At 40.3% G+C, this 20945-nt stretch carries 17 protein-coding genes; 6 read left to right on the top strand and 11 right to left on the bottom strand.

What is annotated here, in order from left to right; all coding sequences use genetic code 11:
- Window positions 1-31: 31 nt before the first annotated feature.
- Window positions 32-241: a hypothetical protein gene (locus H5154_RS23670; RefSeq protein WP_149980443.1), complete on the bottom strand. Its 210-nt coding sequence runs from the start codon at window positions 239-241 to the stop codon at window positions 32-34.
- Window positions 241-1308: a potassium channel family protein gene (locus tag H5154_RS13135; RefSeq protein WP_182718559.1), complete on the bottom strand. Its 1068-nt coding sequence runs from the start codon at window positions 1306-1308 to the stop codon at window positions 241-243. The genes H5154_RS23670 and H5154_RS13135 overlap by 1 nt, the downstream gene beginning before the upstream one ends.
- Window positions 1309-1477: 169 nt before the next feature.
- Between H5154_RS13135 and H5154_RS13130 the strand changes: the two genes are divergently transcribed.
- A complete protein-coding gene (locus H5154_RS13130) occupies window positions 1478-2428 on the top strand; it encodes a chemotaxis protein CheV (RefSeq protein ID WP_149980441.1) in 951 nt (316 codons plus the stop codon).
- A 165-nt stretch (window positions 2429-2593) separates the two neighbouring features.
- Window positions 2594-3907, top strand: a complete 1314-nt coding sequence (locus tag H5154_RS13125; protein WP_182718558.1) for a short-chain fatty acid transporter — start codon at window positions 2594-2596, stop codon at window positions 3905-3907.
- A 51-nt stretch (window positions 3908-3958) separates the two neighbouring features.
- Here H5154_RS13125 and H5154_RS13120 read toward each other — a convergent pair whose 3' ends face one another.
- Window positions 3959-4975, bottom strand: a complete 1017-nt coding sequence (locus tag H5154_RS13120) for a metalloprotease (protein WP_182718563.1) — start codon at window positions 4973-4975, stop codon at window positions 3959-3961.
- 144 nt (window positions 4976-5119) lie between these two features.
- Here H5154_RS13120 and H5154_RS13115 point away from each other — a divergent pair, with 144 nt between their 5' ends.
- Window positions 5120-6340, top strand: a complete 1221-nt coding sequence (locus tag H5154_RS13115) for an EAL domain-containing protein (protein WP_149980438.1) — start codon at window positions 5120-5122, stop codon at window positions 6338-6340.
- Here H5154_RS13115 and H5154_RS13110 read toward each other — a convergent pair.
- Window positions 6337-7413: a CNNM domain-containing protein gene (locus H5154_RS13110; protein ID WP_182718562.1), complete on the bottom strand. Its 1077-nt coding sequence runs from the start codon at window positions 7411-7413 to the stop codon at window positions 6337-6339. The two genes, H5154_RS13115 and H5154_RS13110, sit on opposite strands and share 4 nt — an antisense overlap.
- A 156-nt stretch (window positions 7414-7569) precedes the next feature.
- Here H5154_RS13110 and H5154_RS13105 point away from each other — a divergent pair, with 156 nt between their 5' ends.
- A complete protein-coding gene (locus tag H5154_RS13105; RefSeq protein ID WP_182718557.1) occupies window positions 7570-10065 on the top strand; it encodes a S9 family peptidase in 2496 nt (831 codons plus the stop codon).
- 154 nt (window positions 10066-10219) lie between these two features.
- Window positions 10220-10927, top strand: coding sequence for a response regulator transcription factor (locus H5154_RS13100; RefSeq protein ID WP_149980436.1), 708 nt, complete (start codon window positions 10220-10222; stop codon window positions 10925-10927).
- A 13-nt stretch (window positions 10928-10940) separates the two neighbouring features.
- On the opposite strand, the gene H5154_RS13095 is transcribed toward H5154_RS13100, so the two are convergent.
- The 3 genes from H5154_RS13095 to dinF form a co-directional block, all read right to left on the bottom strand.
- A complete protein-coding gene (locus tag H5154_RS13095) occupies window positions 10941-12455 on the bottom strand; it encodes a YifB family Mg chelatase-like AAA ATPase (RefSeq protein WP_182718556.1) in 1515 nt (504 codons plus the stop codon).
- A gap of 33 nt (window positions 12456-12488) precedes the next feature.
- Window positions 12489-13103 (bottom strand): trimeric intracellular cation channel family protein, encoded by a 615-nt coding sequence (locus H5154_RS13090; RefSeq protein ID WP_145237840.1) that lies wholly within the window; start codon window positions 13101-13103, stop codon window positions 12489-12491.
- 116 nt (window positions 13104-13219) lie between these two features.
- Entirely contained in the window at window positions 13220-14554 is a 1335-nt protein-coding gene (gene dinF, locus H5154_RS13085; protein WP_182718555.1) for an MATE family efflux transporter DinF, read from the bottom strand.
- On the opposite strand from dinF, the gene H5154_RS13080 reads away from it, so the two are divergent.
- Entirely contained in the window at window positions 14531-15562 is a 1032-nt protein-coding gene (locus H5154_RS13080) for a polysaccharide deacetylase family protein (protein ID WP_182718554.1), read from the top strand. The genes dinF and H5154_RS13080 overlap by 24 nt on opposite strands.
- Window positions 15563-15626: 64 nt before the next feature.
- Here H5154_RS13080 and H5154_RS13075 read toward each other — a convergent pair whose 3' ends face one another.
- The 4 genes from H5154_RS13075 to H5154_RS13060 form a co-directional block, all read right to left on the bottom strand.
- Complete coding sequence (locus H5154_RS13075; RefSeq protein ID WP_182718553.1) at window positions 15627-16658, bottom strand: chemotaxis response regulator protein-glutamate methylesterase; 1032 nt, start codon at window positions 16656-16658, stop codon at window positions 15627-15629.
- A gap of 10 nt (window positions 16659-16668) precedes the next feature.
- The gene (cheD, locus tag H5154_RS13070) at window positions 16669-17286 is read right to left on the bottom strand and encodes a chemoreceptor glutamine deamidase CheD (protein ID WP_182718552.1); all 618 of its coding nucleotides are present in this window, start codon (window positions 17284-17286) and stop codon (window positions 16669-16671) included.
- On the bottom strand, window positions 17279-18100 hold the full coding sequence (locus tag H5154_RS13065; protein WP_182718551.1) for a protein-glutamate O-methyltransferase CheR: 822 nt from the start codon (window positions 18098-18100) through the stop codon (window positions 17279-17281). The genes cheD and H5154_RS13065 overlap by 8 nt, the downstream gene beginning before the upstream one ends.
- A 121-nt stretch (window positions 18101-18221) precedes the next feature.
- Complete coding sequence (locus H5154_RS13060; RefSeq protein WP_182718550.1) at window positions 18222-20909, bottom strand: methyl-accepting chemotaxis protein; 2688 nt, start codon at window positions 20907-20909, stop codon at window positions 18222-18224.
- Window positions 20910-20945 lie beyond the last annotated feature (36 nt).

Raw genomic sequence — 20945 nt, 5'->3', positions numbered from 1 at the left:
GCAAATTTATATGTAAACTGACAACTCAATTTTAACCTTTCTTTTTCTTGGTAGTTTTCTTTTTATGCCCGTGCTTGGGCACTATCGCAAAGTACATTATCAGTGCGAGCCAGGAGAAAAGGATAATGCCTATTAACCAGCCATTTTTTTCATGACCTTGCGTGCGCTTACTGTTAAGCACAATTACCACTGGTAAAATATAAGCACTCAAAAGTAGAATTAAAAACGCCACTTCATTCATTACTTAGCAAGCCCCTGCCAATCGACTTCGCTGCTTAAAACACGATCAACCGCAATGTAATGTAAAATATCACCACTGTTAACCGGATAATCCAGTGGTGGATTTAAATCCATATTTTGCGCACTCAGGTTGTGAGCAACACCAAGTAAAATAGCATCATGGTCGTGTTTAAAATGATGAAATAATTTACCAAATTCCATTACCGCTAAATCAGCAGGAATAGCTAAACTAAACTGGGTATCACCATGCAAAGTAGATAATAATTCCTCTTGTACACGACTTGAGCCGGGGTCTTGCATTGAACGTACTAGAATTTCGGCTGACTTAGCCGTTGAACATTCCACGTTGTAACAATGTTCTAGTAGCATTTCGACTTTACTCTCATCGTTAAAGTGCGCACTAATATGGCAGTCATCTTTCACTAATTTACTAATGCGCAGGGCGGTGGTAAAAGTTTCGTCGTCGTCTTGCCCGTCAATAATAATTTTATCTGCCAGTTTAATTGCGACCCTTTCCAGCTCGCTTAAATCTGTAAAACTAGTTAAGCGCACAAAATCAACATGGGCATTAGCTAAAAACGGATGCTCCATTGACTCTGTGACCGCAAGCAAAATTCGTCGATCCAAACGCTTTTGGTCAGCGAGAATATAATCAATCATTTTTTTAGTACGAATTTGATGCCAGCCAAAAATAATAATGTGATTGTGAAAATGTGCAAAACTTTTATCACCCGTCATAGCGCGCCTAATTAAATAAGTAACTGTTTGCCCTGTTTTACCTAACAGGACACCAAATAAAGCTAAACCAAATGGAATTTGCAGTATCGCCACAATCCATCTACCCAGATCTGTAGTTGCACTAAAATCACCATATCCTACCGTTGAGGTAGTAACGATATAGTAATAAACAAAGGTGCTAACGGGCCTTAGTGCGGCTTCTCCTGCGAAGATTAACAACAACCAGATCAAGACCATATGTAATAATGTAGCAATAGCGACAGCTTGCCAACTAACCTGATCAATATGATTTCTGACTAGTAAAAATAATCGTTTAAATATAAAAGGCATGCCCACACTTGGTTATTCAGCTATCAATTATCCGATAAGTTACTGTAATGCTGAAATGAAGGCAATGCTTGAAATACCTTTGAGGATCAAGATTATTATCTAGACTGCTTTTTTAAAGTAGAACAGTGTAAGCTATACTTGAATTATTAATTATAAAGTCGAGCGTGTTATGTCAGGTGTATTAGCTTCTGTTGATCAACGAACTCAACTCGTTGGTGAAAATCGCTTAGAGTTATTATTGTTTTATTTGCACAGTCGTCACTTGTTTGCTCTTAATGTCTTTAAAGTTAAAGAAGTAGTGAAACTGCCGCATCTTAGTATCATTCCACATGCCCATCCTAAAATATCAGGCGTGGCCAATATTCGTGGTGAATCAATCCCTGTTATTGATTTACGCCAAGCGATTTGCATGTCTGCGGCTAAGAATACTGAAGATAGTAACTTAGTGATCACTGAATACAATCGTACAGTACAAGGGTTTTTAATTGGTAAGGTTGATCAAATCGTTAATATGACATGGTCAGATATAATGCCACCGCCTTCCTCTATCGGTAAAAATCATTATCTAACTGCGCTCACTAAAATTCAACGTGATGGCCAAGAGCAGTTAGTAGAGATCATTGATGTAGAAAAAGTACTAGCAGAGATTATTGAGTACGAAGTGCAAATCTCTGATGAGGTACTTGACCAAAGTATCGTAAACGAATTTGTTGGCCGAAAAATACTCCATGCTGACGACTCACCTACAGCACGAAAACAAGTGAGCGATACATTAACGCAGTTGGGTATTGAGATTATCCCAGCCAGTAATGGTCTTGAAGCACTCAATATGCTTAAAGCCTGGGCTGATAAAGGCATGGACGTAGAAAAAGAATTACTGATGGTGATCACCGATGCAGAAATGCCAGCAATGGATGGTTATCGCTTAACGCACGAGATCCGTAACGATAACCGCTTAAAAAATCTGCATGTGGTACTTAACACATCCCTCAGTGGCAGCTTTAACCAAGCCATGGTCGAGAAAGTGGGTTGCAATGCGTTTTTATCTAAATTTCAACCAGACTTACTCGTAGAAGAAGTACAAACACGTTTAAAAGCGGTCCTCGCACCACAGAAATAGCACTGTATCTAAGCGTGGCTTATGCCACGCTAGTGCTTGAATTAACGTTTGTTATAATGACGAAGAAATACGCGATTTAATACCACGACTACAACTCTATTTGCCAATTAAACGCTTTCGTGATTAATTGGCAATATGTAGCAATAATCAAAACACACAATCATTATGCTAAATCATGTTGCCAAACCGTTCACTAAATTAGTGGAACGTTACCTACCCGATCCATTTATTTTTGTTATTTTACTCACACTACTTACCTTTATAATTGCGTGTGTAGTGACACCTTCAAACCCACAACAAGTGCTGAGCGCGTGGGGCAGTGGTTTTTGGAACTTACTAAGTTTTGCCATGCAGATGCTGTTGGTATTACTCACCGGATATATGCTGGCAAGTACACCGATGATGAGCCGACTGCTCACGCAATTAGCAAAACTTGCCAATACTGCGCCAAAAGCTATTTTATTAGTGACTTTCGTATCATTACTCGCCAGTTGGATTAACTGGGGATTTGGCTTAGTTATTGGCGCTTTATTTGCCAAAGCAATTGCCCGCCACACACTCGTTGATTATCGCTTACTGGTTGCCAGTGCGTATTCTGGCTTTATTGTTTGGCATGGTGGCTTGGCAGGCTCAATTCCTTTAACTATCGCAACGTCAGGGCATTTTGCACAGCAAAGCATTGGTGTGATAAACACCAGCGAAACACTGTTTTCAGGATTTAATATAGCTATAGTTATTGGCTTATTTATCATTATGCCACTGGTTAATCGTTATATGTTACCCAGCGCAAAAGACAGCATTTATGTTGATAAAACGCTATTAGCAGAACCGATACCTAAGCCCTACAATGTTAGTCGCCCTGCCGATAAAATTGAACACAGTAAGTTATTAGGACTAGGCATTGGAGTACTTGGGCTAGTTTATTTAGCTAATTATTTTGTGTTTAGTGGCGGCTCACTTAATTTAAACAGTGTGATTGCACTGTTTTTATTTTCTGCGATTTTACTGCATCAAACGCCGTATAATTTACTTAATAGCCTGCAGCAAGCAGTCCCCAGCGGCGCAGGGATTATTATCCAGTTTCCATTTTATGCAGGGATCATGGCAATCATGGTACAAACGGGTTTGGCGCAGCAGATATCACAAGGATTTATCGCCATCGCCAGTGCACAATCATTGCCATTTTGGAGCTTTTTAAGTGCTGGCTTAGTAAATATATTTGTGCCCTCAGGTGGCGGCCAATGGGCTGTACAAGCGCCTATAGTGATACCCGCAGCACAAGCTCTGGGTGCAGATATGCCGCGCGTCGCGATGGCAGTAGCGTGGGGGGATGCGTGGACTAATCTTATTCAGCCATTCTGGGCTTTACCGGTATTGGCAATTGCCGGCCTAAAAGCCAAAGACATTATGGGCTTTTGTTTAGTGCAGCTAATTATAACCGGCGTGTTTATATCATTGATGTTGAGTTTTTATCCGTAACGCTTGCTGCAAAAATACAGCGTGAGTAACACCTCACGCTATTTAAATTTGTTAACTCGATAGAATTTTCATTGGCAGGCTTAAAATTGCGTTTTCAGAATCAGCAAAATGCATCATCACAGCCACATGGCCTGCAACTACCAAAGCGTACATCACAGCCGAAAAACCTTGCCCGTATTTATCTAGTGGCAGTAAATGCGAATAGTGGCGGCCGCGCCATTCAAAGGCGATTTCCAGTGCACCGATAAATAAGAAAAACACTAATAGCATTAAACCAAAGGTGTAGCTTAGCCATAAGCCAAATAACACGCCTAAAATACAAATACTTAAACCAACCCATGAACGCATTGAGAAGCTAATACTTTTTAATACATGCCCGCCATCAAGCGGTAAAATAGGCAGCAAGTTAAATAAATTCAATAATGCGCTGAGTACTGCGACCCCGGCAAATATTTCCATCTCGGTGGCATAATAAAGCACCACACCAAGTACGGAGGTGATCAAACCAAATGCAGGCCCCATTAAAGAAATCACCACATCTTGCCAGCGGGTGGTAATTTTATCGTCGCTTACGGCAAGCCCGCCAACAAATGGGATTAAATAGATACCCTTGGTTTTAATACCAAAATATTGCATTGCTCTGACATGGCCGTACTCGTGGATCACCAAACAAGCAATTAGCATAAGCGCAAACTCAAACGTAAATAACCAAGCATAACCAGCCACTGAGGCGCCCGCTAATACTACCTTGACGACTTTCGCACTTTTAAAAATCTTAAAACCGAGCGCAAATAATCCAAGCAGCCCCTGCTTAGGTTTAGTTTTTTCAATAGGCGGTAATGTCAGTTGTTTTACAAATTCATTATCAATATGTAGCGCTATACTATGCTCAATGACCGTACTGGTGTCTAAACCAATCACTTGATTATTTAGCTTAAATTCAAAATAGTTAACACGTGGATTATCAAATCCGATTGCCTGTTGTTGCTGAAAAATTTTTACAATTTGTTGCCCCGCGAGCACTAAACTAAATTGTTGATCAGCAAGGGTCAGCTGTATTTGCATGATGTCACTTCAAATCTTAAAAATTATATCGTTAGTATACCCATTTTTTTAGCTAGATTATGGAATATATTTGCAACTATAAAGCTGACACCTTCGCTATTCTCGACTACTTTTAATTAACGAGTAAATTTTATTTCAGGGAAGAAAATGACAAAGCTAGCACGCAGCATTTTGGTCGTTGATGATTCAAAAGCTATTTTAGTAGTGATGCAGGCTATCTTAAATGAGCTTGATGTGCCCAATGTAACAACCTGTTTAGATGCGCAAGATGCCCTCAATAAAGTAAAAGCGCATCCATATGCTTTTGATGCCGTATTTACTGATCTGAATATGCCGAACATGGATGGCATGGAGCTTATTCGTCACCTTGGCGAGTTACATTACCCTGGGGCAATTGTCATTATTTCTGAAATGAATTCAAAAATCATTGATTTAGCGGCTGATTTAGCGCGTAAAAACAACGTACATTTAATTGGTAATATCGCCAAACCAGTACAACTCAACCAAGTTTATACACTGCTACAAAAACTAGAGTATTTAGCTTGTCATACTGAAAAGCCCACAGAACCAATTTCTGAAACGCAATTACTGCATGCGATAAGCCATAATGAGATAACGCCGTTTTATCAACCAAAAATAAACCGTACTAATAATAAAGTTGAAAGCGTAGAAGTATTAGCCAGAATTGTGACCGCAGCACAAGGTGCTATATTTTTACCTGAACGGTTTATTTGTGTTGCTGAAGATTTAGATTTAATTAATCTGATCACGTTTCAGTTGTTTGAAAAGGCAACAGGCGATTTCTCAGAAATAAAAACTCGTTTAGGCTACAAACTTAAACTGGCTTTTAATTTGTCCCCCTGCCAGCTAGAAGATTTAAGCTGCCCGGATAAGCTGGCTTTAATTTTACATCTTAATCAACTGACCCCAAGTGAGATTATTTTAGAGATCACAGAACAGCATGCTTTATCCAGTTCTGCACAGCTAGAAACTCTAAACCGTTTACGAATGCGCGGTTTTGGCATTTCTCTTGATGATTTTGGCACCGGCTTTACCAATGTACAGCAATTAAAAACATTGCCTTTTACTGAGGTGAAAATAGATCGTACCTTGATCAGTAATATTGAAAGTGATTTATTTTCTCAAGTCATTGTTAGTAGCTTAGTAAATATAGCCATTCAAGATGACTTAACAATTGTCGCTGAAGGCATTGAGCGCGTTGAAGAGCTTGAATACTTAGATCGTTTTAAAGAGCACATCTTAATGCAGGGCTTTTTGATCAGTCGCCCAAAAGGCAAAACTGAATTTATTCGTTGGGCGCAATCATGGCTACATATGGTTTCATTAAATAGTCATAGCCGACGTTAATTTTTTCGTTTCGCCATGGTATTCTCAGCACTTAACAATTTATTGCTACTTTCCAAGCGCTGACGCCAGCGTTGCTTAGCAACTGCCTGCATATTAGCTGATTGATCATGCTCATCGACTATTTCAAAGCCCATTAACGCTTCGATCATATCTTCGAGTGTCACAATCCCCTGCACATCACCATATTCATCTATCACTAAACAAATATGAGTACGCTCAGCTAGCAAAGTATGCAATAAAGTAGGTACGTATAAAGTCTCTGGCACAGTATAAATAGGTTTTATCAACTTACTGATTTTATAGTTTTCACCCAACCTATGATACGCCAGCATAATATCGTTTTTATGCACAAAACCGATAATATCATCACCATTTTTATCATATACCAACACCCGAGAAAACGACGCTGAACCATGCTCAGCCAAATATTGATTTACGGTTAAATCTTTATGTACTTTAAACAAAACGGTACGCGGGGTAATTAACGCATCTAATTTGGCGTGACGAAAATGCAATAAACTACGGATGATTTCAGACTCTTCCTGATGTAAGGCACCTGATTGCGATCCCATATCAGCCATGGCTTCAATTTCTTGGCGAATATAGTACTCTTCGTTGTAATTACGACCCAACATACCGGTGAGTTTTTCAGCAAGCCACACAAAAGGTTTGAGTGCGATAACTAAATACTGTAATGCTTTGGTCACCATAGGAGCAAGCGTTCGCCAATGCTTTGCGCCCAGAGTTTTTGGAATGATTTCCGACAACACTAATACTAACAAAGTCATTATCGCCGAAGCAATTCCCACCGCCGCATCAGAAAAAACTACGGCAGCTTGTGCCCCTACACCGGCAGCTCCAGCAGTATGGGCAACCGTATTTAAGGTTAAAATAGCAGCTAAAGGCTGATCAACATTGGTTTTCAAGTGCTCGAAACGCTTGGCTAGTTTAGGCTTTTTTTTACGTAATACTGCAACATAGCTAGGCGTTATACTCAATAATACGGCTTCCATAATCGAACATAAAAAAGAAATCGTAATCGCCGCTACCATGTAAACGATTAATAATGTCACTGTTACCTCTACGCTACTCAATTGCTCAACACCTTACCAAGTGTCAGCCCTAACCTCAAACCTTATACTGCTGAGCAATGGAATCCATCGCAGAGCACTTTTTGACATCACAACCACATGCTATATTAAATTAAATTCCCTACATCAGGCTCAATAATGAATTTTAGTTCACTATGGCGCGGAAAAACACCTCGCCTAACAACCACACTCGCGGTGTTAACTTTAAGCACGTTAAGTAGCGCTCTAGTGGCTGCACCATTAGATAAAGCAGATATTAAGTTTATTGGCCCAATTGCAGCCGACATGCAGCTAAAGCCATACCAAACTGAGCATCAAGATGCGATTATTAACGCCCTATTACCTAGCATTCAACAACCAACAACAAGCATTACGGTATTTGGCGAAAAATTAAAATGGCAAACCTTAGATAAAGTAAATGCATTAACCCTCGGCGGTCTACAAGCATTAAAGTTTACCACTCATGCTGAGCGCTTTAGCCAAGGCACATTGACACTTAAAGGTATCGAAAAAGCGCAGTTGTTTATCAATGGTGAAAAACAAACAGCCACAAAAGAAAGCTATGAACTGGCATTACCGCAAGGCGATCACCAAATAGTGATTATTGCTGAACAAGTTGCTAATTGGCACGATGTTGACGTTGATTTCGAGCCTAAAGCAGCAATTGATCGATTAACTTTTAGCAATAAAGAGCAACATGGTTTATCTGCCAAGCAACTGTTTGATGCCACAACGGTCAGTTCACTATCTTTAGCACCTGATGCCAAACACTATTTAGTGGCAAAACGCCATTATCAAGATAGCACGGGTAATCAAGCAAATGTGATCACTGAGCTAAAAAATGATGATAATCAAATAGTTTACCGTTTTGAGTCGGGTCAACCGAGTAACATTATTTGGAGCCCTGATAACAATTATTTAGTCTATCTATTAGATGGAAAATTAAAGCAATTAAACCGCAAAACCCTTAATCTTAAAGTGATTGCCAACAACCTAGAGGGCGCGGGTGACTTTGCTTATTACGATAACAACAGCTTAATCTTCAGCTGGTCCAAATCACCAGCAGCTGATAACAGCCTAACTAAACACTACCAAGGTTTACAAGATCGCTGGTCATATGCCCGCACAACCTCACAAGCTTACTTATTAGATATAAGTACAGGCCTGAGTAAAGCATTGAGCCAAGGACCACTTAGTCACAGTATTGAAGATTTTAATAGCAAACGTGGTACGGTATTACTGAGTCGTGGTGTGCAAGTAATGCAAGCGTCGACTCACCCCACCACAGAGTTAGTGGAACTGAATATTGCCAATGCGAGCAACACAGTTATTGGTCAGTTTACTACGTTTAATCAAGCTAAATACACAGGTGATGACATTTATGTCACTGCGGGTCCTGATTTTAAAGATGGTTTAGGCAGAAACCTACCTGAGAATATGCTTGCCAACAACTATGATGGACAGCTTTACCTATTAACTGATCATGGTAAAAATGCAGCACCATTAAGTCGTGAATTTGATCCTGCCATTGGTCAACTTGAAGTACTCGCTAATGGCGATGCCCTCGTTAAAGTCACTGAGCAAGATACGATTGCTTTATACCTGTACGATAAAAGTAAACAACGCTTTAGCAAACTCAAAACAGGTTTTGATGTAGTTGAACAATTCAGTTATTCAAACAACCGCAGCCCAGCTATTTTAGTTAGCGGCTCTAATGCATCATCTCCACAGCAATTAAAACAGTTAAGTATTAATAAAAACACCGCAACCACATTGTGGGATTCTAAACCACAAGCGTATGCAAATACCGATATAGCCAGCTTAGATGAATTTAACTTCATCAATACCGCAGGTGTTGAAATTAAAGGTCGTGTTTACTTTCCAAGCAATCTTGATAAGAACAAACACTACCCAGCATTAGTATATTACTATGGCGGTACATCACCGGTTACTCGTGGTTTTACTGGGCGTTATCCTTTCAATTTATGGGCAGAGCATGGCTATGTGGTTTATGTAGTGCAACCGACCGGTGCAACTGGATTTGGCCAACAGTTCTCTGCTAAGCATGTGAATGCGTGGGGTCAATATACTGCTGACGATATTATGCAAGGTACCCAAGCACTATTAAAACAGTATCCATTTATTGATAAAAATCGTTTAGGTAATTTAGGCGCATCATACGGTGGCTTTATGACTATGTTACTGACCACTAAAACAGACATGTTTAGTGCCTCAATCGCACACGCGGGGATTTCTAATATCACCTCGTATTGGGGTCACGGTTGGTGGGGCTATTTATATTCTGGCGAAGCCTCTAAAAACAGCTATCCTTGGAATAATAGTGAACTATACAGCCAACATAGCCCGGTTTTCCATGCAGACAAAGTAACCACACCGCTACTGCTATTACATGGTGATGCTGATACCAATGTACCTGTAGGCGAAAGTCACACTATGTATACTGCGCTGAAACTACTAGGCAAAGATGTTGACCTTATTGAATATAAAGGGGCGGACCATCAAATTTTTGCTCGCGATCAACGCTTTGATTGGTGGAATACTATGCTTGCCTACTTCGATAAGCATTTAAAAGAGCAACCACAGTGGTGGCAGTACTTATACCCTGAAAAGTAGCTTTTATTCTGTTCAACAGGTAAACCTAGTATGTTTACCTGTTGATAATAATTAAATAATCACCTAAATAGTGCATAAATACTAAAAATCGCCCTTCTCACCTTTTACGAATGAGTGATAACATAGAGGCATCATTAAAGGTAATTAAGATACTATGACTATTCATGTTTTATTGGTTGAAGATGACGAACTATTAGTTAAACGCATAATCAATCATTTTGCAGAGACTGAATTTTGCATTGAGAATGATGCAACTGGCGCTGATGCCTTAGCTATAGTGCAATCTCGCGCTAATAATTATGATGCCATATCATTAGCAATTATTGACATAGTATTACCTAAACGTGATGGCTTACATTTAGCAAAAGAACTCAACACCCTCACAGACATTGGTGTGATCATGCTTTCAAGCCGAGATTCTCAAGCCGATCGTATTGCCGGACTTGCTCAAGGCGCTGATGACTATATTTGTAAACCTGTTGATTTATTAGAGCTTGAACTGCGTATAAGAGCACTTTATAAGCGCTTAAAAAGCAATAATAACAGTAGCGATGAAAGCGAAGAATTTATTGAATATGCTGACTTCAAACTGCATCCAGACAACCGCACTTTAATCACTGCTAATGGCATTGAATCTAGGCTCACTGAAGCGGAACATAAAGTGTTAATTTGTTTGATCTCAAACGCAGGAAAAGCCACGTCTCGTGAAAAAATATCAGAAGAAATTGGCCAGCCAGATTGGAGTCCAAATGACAGAACTGTTGATGTTTTAATTGGTCGCTTACGTAAAAAACTGAGCGATGAAAAAGACCAAAAACGCATCGTTACGGTACGCGGTAAAGGCTACATGCTGTCAATTTAATGCAATCTAACCACTAATACTGGGTTAATTGTGATAACAAACGTTCAAATGCACGATAATTGAGTGCCTCTTTTAGTTCATCTAAACTAATATTATCTTGCCCTTTTAGATCACTAATAGTTCGCGCTACTTTGATCACTCGATGATAAGAGCGTGGCGATAATGATAGCTTTTCACTGGCTTTAGCTAAAAACTGTAACTCTGGCGCTGCAAGCGCGCAATACACACTCATTTCTTTATTATTAAGTCGCGCATTGACTTTACCTTGGCGACGCAATTGCAGATTATATGCCGCCTCCACCCGCGTGCGCACAGTCGCACTACTTTGTTCTTCTTGAGTGCTTTGCAATTGCGCACTGTTTAAACGTGGTAGCTCTATTTGTAAATCAATACGGTCAATAAATGGTCCTGACACTCGCGATAAATAACGCATAACTTGATCCGGAGTCGCGCGCTTATCATTATGGCAACCCGTAGGACTTGGATTAAGAGCCGCAATTAATTGAAACTGTGCAGGAAACTCCATTTGCCTTGCCGCTCTTGAAATCGTTACAGTGCCTGTCTCCATTGGCTCGCGTAATGAGTCAAGCACCTTACGTTCAAACTCAGGTAGTTCGTCAAGAAATAATACGCCATTATGTGCCAGTGAAATCTCCCCTGGTTTTGGGTTTGAAGAGCCTCCGACTAGCGCCACAGCGGAGCATGTGTGATGAGGATTACGAAATGGTCGCTTGCGCCAGTTAGTTAGATCGACACTTTGGCCAATAATTGAATACAACGCTGCGGTGGAAAGTGCCTCATCATCAGACATGCCCGGCATAATAGTCGGCATACGTTGCGCGAGCATTGACTTCCCCGTACCAGGTGGCCCCAAAAAAAGTAAATTATGGCCACCCGCCGCAGCGATTTCTAACACCCTTTTCGCGCCCGGCTGGCCTTTTACATCACTTAAATCAATTAAGAATTCAACACCGCTATGTTGCTGTTCTGGGTAGCTAATATTAAGAGGTAAAGGCTGCTGATTGAGTAAATCACTCCATACTTCTTGGATAGAAGAGACCGCTTTGCGCTCAACGCCATTTACTAAACTCGCTAAACTGTCATTTACTAAAGGTAAAAAACAACAACGCCCTTGTGCTTTAGCTGCTAAAACTGATGGGAGTATTGCATTCACGCCACGCACTTCGCCATTCAGTGCCAGCTCACCATAAAATTCATAGCGTTCAATATCAGTGCAAACAATTTGCTCTGAAGCGATGAGAATACCAACCGCAATCGCTAAATCAAAACGCCCCCCCTCTTTGGGTAAATCAGCAGGTGCTAAATTGACTGTAATGCGTTGGTCTGGAAAACCAAATTTAGAGTTTTCTAATGCGCTGCGTACACGATCTTTGGCTTCTTTTACTGAGGCTTCGGGCAAACCTACAATATGAAATGCTGGTAAACCATTACCTAGATGCACCTCAACGATCACTTCAGGTGCTTGAATACCCACTTGGGCACGAGAATAAATTCGAGCTAATGACATCCTTTGTCCCTGTAACGTTCTGTTCTTTACAGTCTAGTCAGGATATTTAAAAATATGTAGTGTTAGTTGCCATTTCATTGCTGCAAGGCGTAACAGCAAGGTGGTTAACATCGCTAACACCATCGCTATCTCTGTCTCAATGTTCAATACAATTGCTTGGGTATAAACAATACCACCAGCAATACAAGTAATTGCATATAGCTCACCTTTTAATAGCATAGGAATATTGCCTGCCAACACATCTCGCGTTACTCCGCCAAAGCAACCGGTGATCACTCCCATAATAATTGCGGTTGTAGCTGGCATCCCCGCGAGCAATGCTTTTTGCGCCCCCATTACAGCAAAGAACGCTAAACCAAACGCATCTGCAACTTGTAAATGATATAAAGGAATTGATTTTTGCTTATTGATCAATCGCGTGGTAACAAAGACAGACGCAAATATCGCGATAAAATAACTTTGGTCGTGTAACCAAAATACCGGAACATCTAAAATCAAATCTCGAATTGTGCCACCACCTATCGCGGTGACCGTCGCCAGTACCACGACTCCAAAGCCATCCATTTTTTTATCATAGGCAATTAAAGTGCCTGACATGGCAAATACGGCGATGCCAATTAAATCAAACCAATGATAAAGTTCAGTCATATATCCAAGCCATCCCAAGATGCGAATCGAAGTTAAAATAAACAGTGCTTAACGACGCCGTTTTAGCACAATAAATCCAAAGTTATAAGTGAACTTTAGATTTATTGCTATTTCTATTAATTCAGTAACTGCTGCGCTGTTTGCAACTGCTTATAACGTACGACCAATGTAATGCCACGCAGTAGCATAAAGCAGGTCATTGCTAACCAAAGCGCATGATTTTGCCAAGCATTAAACACCCAAAACACGCCAAAGAATCCAACTAATGCTGAAATTAGCATGGTATTTCGCATATCTTGAGCTCTGGTTAGGCCAACAAAAATACCATCAAACAAAAAGCAACTCATTGCCGCTAATGGCATAAAAATCAACCATGGTAAGTATTCATTGGCGGCTTTGATCACTTCAGGAATATCTGTTAATAAGGTAATAATTTGCGAACCAAACAATGCAAAAAACACGCTATAACAAAAAGCAAATAGCATTCCCCAAAATACGCTTATTTTTACCCATAAGTTTATACGCCGTACGCTATGTTGACCTTTTGCTTGGCCAACTTTTGCTTCACTTGCATAGGCAATACCATCAAGAGCAAAGCTCACTAGCATTAAAAAGTTCAGTAATACAGCATTTACCGCAAGCGTTACCTCGCCAATGCGTGCACCATAGAAGGTCATAAAGCTAAAACACAGTTGTAAAATTAAGGAGCGAATAAAAATATCACGGTTAATACTTAATAACGCCCACATTTTATCTCGGCTAAACCACCCACCTAAAAATAGCGGCACAGTCATTTTTTTCGCTAACCTAAAAACCAAGAATAATGCAAATAATAGCGCGGTATAATCGGCAATCAACGATGCCCAAGCAGCTCCGGCGACTTGCCAATCTAAGTACACAACAAAATAAATATCTAAAACAATGTTGGTGATATTAGTAACTAGTAATAAATAAAAAGGCCCTTTACCGTAATGAATCCCTAACATCCAAGCTAATAATACCAAGTTACATAATGCCGCAGGTGCACTAAAAATACGAATTTCAAAATAACTATAAGCTTGTGCGAGCACCTGCGCACTGGAACCAGAAAGGTAAGCTATGGCATTTTTAATAAGTGGCGATAAAGCAATTAAAGAAAATGCCACGATAAGCGCTAATACTAAACTGCGCTTTAATAATCCGGCTAATTGAGGATAATCTTTCTTGCCATAAGCTTGCGCAACCAGCCCTGTGGTACTCATGCGTAAAAAGCCCGCCAACCAAAATAGCAATGAAATTACCGTGGCGCCCAAGGCAATTCCGGCAAGAAAATGAGCACTACCAAGATGCCCTATTACTGCAGTATCAACTATTCCTAACAGTGGCACGGTTATATTTGATAATATCATTGGACCAGCTAACAACAGCAAGCTTTTATGGTGTGCTTTATGACGATTAAGAAATTTTTTCACAGTCTGCTATCGATCCTCTTTTGTCTATCTTTACCTGCTCACAGCGCAGTTATTTTACAATATCACCATGTCAGTGAGACCCTGCCAGCAGTCACCAGTGTCAGTGCAGAAACCTTCACTGAGCATTTAAACTATCTAAAACAGCATGACTTTAACGTAGTGCCACTGAATGAATTACTATCTGCTTTACAACAAGGCCAAAGTTTACCAGATAAAACCGTCGCTATTACCTTTGATGATGGTTACAACAATAATTATGAACAAGCAGCGCCGATATTAGAAAAGTTTGCTTACCCCTATACTATTTTCGTTAATCCAAAATTAATTGATGAAGGTAAAGGCTATGTAATGGGCTGGGATAAACTCAGAGAACTTGCCAAAAAAGGTGCTCTGATCAGCAATCACAGCGCACAACATGATTACCTACATCGTAAATTAGCCGATGAAACAACCCAACAATGGCAGGCGCGTATTAAGCAAGATATTTTGTCATCACAACAACGGATCAAAGAAGAAATTGGCCATGACTATAAATACTTAGCATATCCATATGGCGAGTTTAATAACCAATTACAAAGTTTAGTGAAAGAGTTGGGCTTTATTGGTATTGGCCAACACTCTGGTGCCATCAACAAAGACTCTGATTTTAGCCGTTTACCACGCTTTCCGGCTTCTGGGTTTTATAGCAAGCTTGATACGCTAGTGACCAAACTAAACTCTCGCGCATTTTCAATCCAAGAGCTTACTTTTATTGATAGCGTGACCAGCCAAAATCCACCTCAGATCAGCATTAAATTTAATATGGGAGACTTTCATAAAAGTCAGCTAGCTTGTTATGTATCGGGCATCGGTCAGGCAAAACTAGACTGGTCAGCAGCTGATACTGTGACCATAAATTCACCGAAAAATTTAGCTCAAGGGCGATCACGATTTAACTGCACAGCGCCATCAATTGCTCATAAGAATAGCTATTATTGGTTTTCACAACCGTGGGTAATTGTGCAGTAAAAATATAATCCCTTGATAATTATCAACCTGAGCCCGGGATAATCAGCTCAAGTTTATAAGGTGACTACTTTTTCATTGCTTGGTTTAGTAGATGCTGCGTCACTTTATCAAGCGAGACCACCGTTAAAGCTGCTCCGATCTCTACAGCGGCTTTAGGCATGCCCCATACCACTGACGATAGTTCATCTTGCGCTACGGTATAAGCACCATGCTGTTTTAGCGCCAGTAAACCTTGCGCACCATCGCTCCCCATACCCGTTAATAAAGCTGCTATGGTATTTTTAGGGCACACTTTAACCAGCGAGTTAAACAATACATCAACCGCAGGACGATGACGGTTAACCGGCTCGCTCTCATCAAGCTGACAATATAAGCTGCCTCCTTGCTGTATAACGCTTAAGTGTTGACCACCCGGGGCGATAAACGCCCAGCCAGCTTTTAACTTATCGCCTTGCTGCGCCTCTTTGACATTGATAGTGCATGTTCTATCCATGCGCAAAGCAAATGAACTGCTAAACACAGGTGGAATATGCTGCGTGATAACGATCGGAGGGCAGTTTTCTGGCATTCTTATTAGCACCTCTTTAATCGCCTCTGTTCCTCCTGTTGAAGCTCCAATCGCCAAAACCTTATTGATACTAAACTGTGCATTACTTAACGTTTCGATAGGTTGTACTTGGCTTAATTTAAAAGGCCGTACTCGTGCCGCCGCTGCCGTACGGACCTTTTGTTGCACTAATTTAGCATACTGGCTTAATTGCTCAGATACATTGACTGTCGGCTTAGCTATAAAATCAACTGCTCCTAATTCCAGCGCCTCCAAAGTTATCGGTGAACCTTTTTGGGTGAGCGTTGATATCATTACCACAGGCATAGGCCGTAGACGCATTAGGTTTTTCAAAAAACTAATACCATCCATTTTCGGCATTTCAATATCTAAAGTCAGCACATCGGGATTAAGCTGTTTAATCATTTCTCGTGCTTGATAAGGGTCTTCTGCACACCCTACGACCTGAATATCATCAGCCTGGTGTAGTACCTCCGTCAATACTCGTCGAATCAATGGCGAGTCATCAATCACTAACACCTTGACCATTTTTTACCCCTTAAAATAACTCAATATCGGTTTTAGAATCTTGTTCTTCAATATCGTGTAAATAACGGACTTCGCGTTTTTCAATCACATCAGTGTGCATGTCGCGCAATTTTTTAACCTGTGCTTTGCCTGTTTGAGGGTTAAAATTGACCTTACGCGGCCAAGGCCCCCCCACATCATGAGACACTAATTCTAGCCCTTCTTCTTGCACATAAGAGTAAGCAAAGCGAATATTACCAAGGCCAATATCTGTCATCGAGCGAATAATTTTACCGCCGCCAAACAGTTTTATTTTTAGATTTTGCCTAGAGGCGCCATTTTTAAGTACTTCATTAATTAAAAACTCCATCGCCCAGTTACCATAACGACAATTTAAGTTATGCGCACTAGTTGGCTCTGCGCCTTTTTCAATCGGTAACATAAAGTGATTCATGCCACCCACACCAAGCTTGTCATCATAAATGCAAGCTGCAATACATGAACCTAGCACAGTGGAAATCATCTCATCGTTTTTTGACACGTAAAATTCACCGGGCAATACTTTAGCAATAACTTGCCGCTGACCTGAGTCCCAAAACCGCTTAATATGCTCAAAGCCATGTAATACTGGCTTAAAATGACTATCCATAAATCACCTTCTGATACATAGTTTTACCTAAGTTTTTAAACTCACTATGCTCCTTTCCCATGGTTTCAGAATGACCTAATAATAGGTATCCATGATCAGCTAAAATATGACAATAACGGTGGAATAGCTGATCTTTTGTTTCTTTATCAAAATAAATCACCACATTACGACAAAAGATCACATCAAAAGGCCCTTTCATTGGCCAGTCTTGTAATAAATTCAACCGCTTAAAATGAATTTTTTGCTGTAATTCAGGTTTAACTTTGAATAACTCACCATCTTTAGTTTTTAAAAACCAGCGCTGTAATTGATGTTGTTCAAGTCCATTCACATTAGCCGCAGTGTAGGTACCTGATTGTGCTTTAGCTAATACGTTTGAATCCAAATCAGTGGCTAAAATTTTCACATCCCAATCGGCTGGAAATAACCCATGTAAGGTCATAGCTAAAGAATAGGGCTCTTCCCCAGTTGAACAACCTGCAGACCATATCCGAACTCGCCGAGTACTTTTATTTGTCACTAATAACTTTGGTATTACATGGGATTGCAAATAATCAAAATGATGTGATTCACGAAAAAAAGAAGTCAGATTAGTTGTTATTGCATTGATAAAATCACTAAATTCTTGCTCTTTATGTGCCTCTAAATAAGCTAAATACTGTTTAAAATTTGTCAGCTGCAATGTTCTGAGCCGACGAGCAAGACGTGAATAGACCATTTCTCGTTTATGATCACCTAATACAATGCCACACGCGTCATAAACTATTGCAGCTATTTGCTTGAAATCATGGTCGGTTAGTAAAAACTCTTTCATTACAATTACTCGCAATAGGCGTGACTGAGCTGCGATTGAATATTAACAAAATTGCTAAAAGTTAAGACTCTGGATTTTTCAAAGTACAGAGGCTTAACTAGTAATCCGATTGCAAAAAACGTTAAAATTCCTCCCATTCATCAGCTGAATTAGCAAAGTTATTACCTCGCGCTTTACTACGGATATTATTACTACGTGGTGGCGCGGTAGTAGGAGTTACTGATGCAGTATTAATTACAGCGTCTTGCTGACTTATAGTAAAAAAGTTCAGTAACCGGGTCATATCATTCGCTTGCTCTGACATTGACTCGCTGGCCGCGGATGCTTGCTCAACTAAGGCCGCATTTTGCTGGGTCATTTCATCCATTTGCGAAATAGCTTTGTTGACTTGCTCAATACCTGAACTTTGCTCTTCGGATGCTGCTGCAATATCAGATATCATTTCAGTTACTTTTTGTACTGCAATAACAATTTCTTTTAAAGTGGCTCCTGATTCATTAACTAATAAAGTGCCATCTTCAACTTTACCAACGCTATCTCTGATCAACTCTTTAATTTCTTTTGCAGCCCCCGCGGAACGCTGCGCTAGATTACGCACTTCGCCGGCAACGACAGCAAAGCCACGCCCTTGTTCACCAGCTCTAGCAGCTTCAACAGCGGCATTAAGAGCTAATAAATTAGTTTGAAAGGCAATCTCGTCAATCACGCTAATAATATCGGCAATTTTTTTACTCGACTCATTAATTGCCGACATGCTGATCACCGCGCGATTAACAACTTCGCCCCCTTGCTGCGCTTTGTCGCGCGTTTCTTCTGCTAATTCATTAACCACTTTTGCATTATCAGCATTTTGACGTACTGTACTGGTCATTTCCTCCATGCTAGATGCTGTTTCTTCAAGCGATGAGGCCTGCTCTTCTGTACGCTGGCTTAGATCAGCGTTGCCTTGAGATATTTCCTCTGCCCCACTTGCCACTAAGGTTGCCGAGGTATTAATACGATTAATGACTTCCGTTAATTTATCAGCCGTGGTATTGGCATCACGCTTGAGTTTTTCAAACGACCCCTGATACTCTTGCTCTATCCGTTTTGATAAATCACCATTGGCCATCGCATCAAGCATATTAGCAGTACCGGTGACAGCATCATCAACAATACCAATTAAACCATTTAGACCTTTAGCTAAACGTAAAAAGAAACCGCCCTTACCTTGCTCTGTAACACGAGCGTCTAGATTACCTTTGCGTGCAGAGCTGACTAAGTCAGCAATTTCTTTTTCTATTGCGACTTCGGCTGTTCGATCTTCCCACTCCACCACAGTGCCGATTCGTTCATTTTCTGAGTTAAAAATAGGGTTAGCAACTAAACCAAAAGTGCGCCCGCCAACCAGTATCTCTGCACTGTAAGTATCGGTTAGCTTGCTTAACAGATTGCGTTGATGCGCTGGATTTTTATGAAATACATCAATGTTTTGCCCTAATAACTGGCTACTATCAAAATTAGGTAAATCGCGACGTAAATCTTGCTCAGCGTTGCGCATCATATTTTGCACTGCTTCATTCATATAAATAATATCGTTTTTAGTATTTGCAATCATGGTATTTGTTGCAACTCGATCCAGGGCTTGACGCACCCTAAGATTTTCTTCAGCAGCACGTTTTTCAGCAGTCGCTTTTTTAATACTTTCGGTTAAATCTTGCCACTCAATTATAGTTCCTAATCGTTTACCTTCTTTATTAAACCAAGGGGTCGCAATAATATTAAAAATTAACGATGCAATTTCTAGTTTTGATTCAATAGAGTCGGTCAAGTTTGTATACAACTGAGCCTGCTGTGCTGTATTTTCAAAAAATGCCGTAATACTTGAGCCCACTATACTATTGACGGAAAAATCACCTAGTACACTCTGCAGCTCACCTTGTCTGGCTTGGAGCATTTGTTTTAGTTGATTATTAGCAAACACTATCTGTAAATCATTGTCTGCCATCATCACACTCGCCTGGCAGATCGTTAATGCGCTCGATAGATCAGCATCCCTTTTTGATTCTTTTTCTAATTCTTTTTGAGCTGTGATGTCTGTCGCATATTTAACCACCTTATAAGGTTTGCCACTGAGATCAAATATTGGATTATAAGATGCTTGGATCCATACTTCACTGCCATCTTTAGCAATACGTAAATACTCACCGGAGTCAAATTCACCACGGCCTAATTTTTGCCAAAACAGTTGGTATTGCTCACTTTTAGCAACCTCAGGCTCAATAAATATACGATGATGCCGTCCGACTATTTCCTCTAACTGATAACCAAATGTCTGCAAAAAGTTGTCATTCGCGGTCAACACGCTGCCATCTAAATCAAACTCAATCACCGCTTGAGATTTACTAATAGCAGCAATTTGCTCCGCAGCTTCAACAGCGACCATCTTTTGCGCCGAAATATCACTGGCAAATTTCACAACTTTTATAACATTTCCATGCTCATCCTTAACGGGGTTATAAGTTGCTTGGATCCACACTTCTTTGCCACTTTTACTGATCCGCTTAAACTCATCAGCAATAAACTCTCCGCCTTTCAAGCTTTGCCAAAAGCTTTTATATTCACTGCTCTGAGCTTCTTTTTTAGATACAAATATTGAATGATGCTGGCCCTGAATTTCTTCTAAGGGGTAACCCATTACATCTAAAAAGTTATTATTCGCCGTAATAATTATGCCGCTAGGCTCAAACTCAATCACCGCAAGTGACTTATTTAATGCCGTAACGATTAAATCATTATTTGATTTTTTAGAATTACTAAACCACCCCATGCCCATCACCTTCTTGTTGATCACCATTTGCTATAT

Source organism: Pseudoalteromonas sp. SR44-5, assembly GCF_014163675.1.
Lineage (GTDB): Bacteria > Pseudomonadota > Gammaproteobacteria > Enterobacterales > Alteromonadaceae > Pseudoalteromonas > Pseudoalteromonas rhizosphaerae.
The sequence above is the reverse complement of the archived record's forward strand: the minus strand, read 5'-3'. Positions and strand labels throughout refer to the sequence as shown.